Here is a 248-nt window from a genome sequence, read left to right on the forward strand (position 1 = left end):
TTGAGCTAAAGCTTATGTTTTGACCGGTACTACCGCCTGTAGTCAGAACCACATCACTACCCAGTGTCACTGCGCCAGTATAGGTTTGAGTACCGGTGGTGGTGATTGAACCGTTTAAGGTGATGCCATTGCCAGTTACGGCTAAGACATTGGCAGTGTTAATAGCGCTTAAGCTCACTGCGCCGCCCGTGCTAATAGTCAAGTTATTAGAACTACTAACATTTAACTGGTCATAGGTCGTAATCGCC

The 248-nt window shown here is 46.8% G+C and carries 1 protein-coding gene; it reads right to left on the reverse strand.

Annotated elements, in window-relative coordinates; translation table 11 throughout:
- Window positions 1-202, reverse strand: a 202-nt coding sequence (locus ICN47_RS12815; protein ID WP_216220296.1) for a hypothetical protein, incomplete at its 3' end; no start/stop codon positions are given.
- Window positions 203-248 lie beyond the last annotated feature (46 nt).

Source organism: Polynucleobacter sp. AP-Latsch-80-C2 (genome assembly GCF_018882185.1).
Lineage (GTDB): Bacteria > Pseudomonadota > Gammaproteobacteria > Burkholderiales > Burkholderiaceae > Polynucleobacter.